1 protein-coding gene is annotated in these 1,703 nt (G+C 64.1%); it reads right to left on the bottom strand.

The annotated features are described in order from the left end of the window. Nucleotides 1-1,598: signal recognition particle protein (ffh, locus tag B3C64_RS07715; protein WP_291534891.1), on the bottom strand; the 1,598-nt coding region annotated here is incomplete at its 3' end. Between the last annotated feature and the right edge of the window lie 105 nt (nucleotides 1,599-1,703).

Raw genomic sequence — 1,703 nt, 5'->3', positions numbered from 1 at the left:
GGCAGTTCGCCGTCGTTCATCATGTCCTGCAAGCCTGCGGGCAGTGCGGGGTTCTGCGGTTTCTTGGCGAATGCGGAGCCGCCGGAGGACTTGGATTTGCCGGCGAGCTTGTCGCGCAACGCCTTCTCTTCGGCCTCGCGCTTCATCGGATTGCCGGATTTTCCGCCCTTCTTCTTGTTCTTTTTGCCCTTCTTGTTCTTGCCGCCGCCCATGGCCGGACCGCCGAAACCGGGCATGCCGCCCATGCCGGCCTTGTTGCTCATGCGGCGCATCATCTTCGCGGCCTGTTCGAAGCGCTTCAGCAGCGCGTTGACCTGCGAGACGGTGACGCCGGAACCATAGGCGATGCGGGCGCGACGGGAGCCATCGATGATCGACGGGTCCCGACGCTCGGCGGGGGTCATCGAGCGAATGATGGCCTCGGTGCGGTCGATCTCCTTCTCGTCGAATTGCTCCAGCTCCTTGCGATGCGCGGCCATGCCCGGAATCATGCCGAGCAGGTTCTTCATCGGGCCGAGCTTGCGCACCTGCTGCAGCTGGTCGAGGAAGTCGTCCAATCCGAAGGAGCCGTCGGAGATCTTCACGGCGGCCTTGCGGGCCTCTTCCTCATCGAACTGCTTCTGCGCCTGCTCAATTAGAGTGAGGATATCGCCCATGTCGAGGATGCGGGAAGCCATGCGATCCGGATGGAAGACCTCGAAATCCTTCAATCCTTCGCCGGTGGAGGCGAACAGGATCGGCTTGCCGGTGACGGAGGCCACGGAAAGCGCGGCACCACCACGCGCGTCGCCATCGAGCTTCGAAAGCACGACGCCGGTGAAATCCACGCCCTCGTCGAACGCCTTCGCCGTCTGCACGGCATCCTGACCGATCATCGCATCGATGACGAACAGGATCTCATCCGGCTGCACCGCGTCGCGGATGTCGCGGGCCTGCTTCATCAGCTCCTCGTCGACGCCCAGACGACCGGCGGTATCGATGATCACCGTGTCGTACAGCTTCTGCTTGGCGAGCTCGACGGCGTCACGCGCCACCTTCACCGGATCGCCGCTGGTCTGGCCGGGGGAGGCCACGGCCTCGCCGCCGTCGGACTGCACGCCCTTCTCCGGCGCGTACACCGGTACGCCGGCGCGTTCGCCGACCACCTGGAGCTGCGTCACCGCGTTCGGACGCTGCAGATCGGCCGCGACGAGCAGCGGCGTGTGGCCGGAATCCTTCAGCCAATATCCCAGCTTGCCGGCCAAGGTGGTCTTACCGGCACCCTGAAGACCGGCGAGCATGATGATCGTCGGAGGGTTCTTCGCGAAGTTCAGCGGACGGTCCACACCCGCGCCGAGCACGCTGGTGAGCTCCTCGTTGACGATCTTCACGACCTGCTGGGCCGGATTCAGCGCCTGCGACACCTCGGTGCCGAGCGCGCGTTCGCGGATGCGGCCGGTGAAGGAGCGCACCACGTCAAGAGCCACATCGGCGTCCAGCAACGCACGGCGGATCTCGCGTATCGTGCCGTCGATGTCGGCGTCGGAAAGCTTGCCTTTGCTCTTCAGATGCTTGAAGGCATTCGAGAGCTTGTCTGTCAAAGAACTAAATGCTGCCATAATGGTTTCAGTCTAGCCGCCTCGCGGGAAATCACGCAGGGGGAGCCTCTCCACTAGGACCGCCGGTAAGGACGCCGGTTGGGGCTTTGATGCTGCGCCTACGGC

It is taken from the genome of Bifidobacterium sp. UBA6881 (genome assembly GCA_002451435.1).
In the GTDB taxonomy this organism is placed as follows: domain Bacteria; phylum Actinomycetota; class Actinomycetes; order Actinomycetales; family Bifidobacteriaceae; genus Bifidobacterium.
Note: the sequence above shows the minus strand (reverse complement) of the source record. Positions and strands in the feature narration are given on the sequence as shown.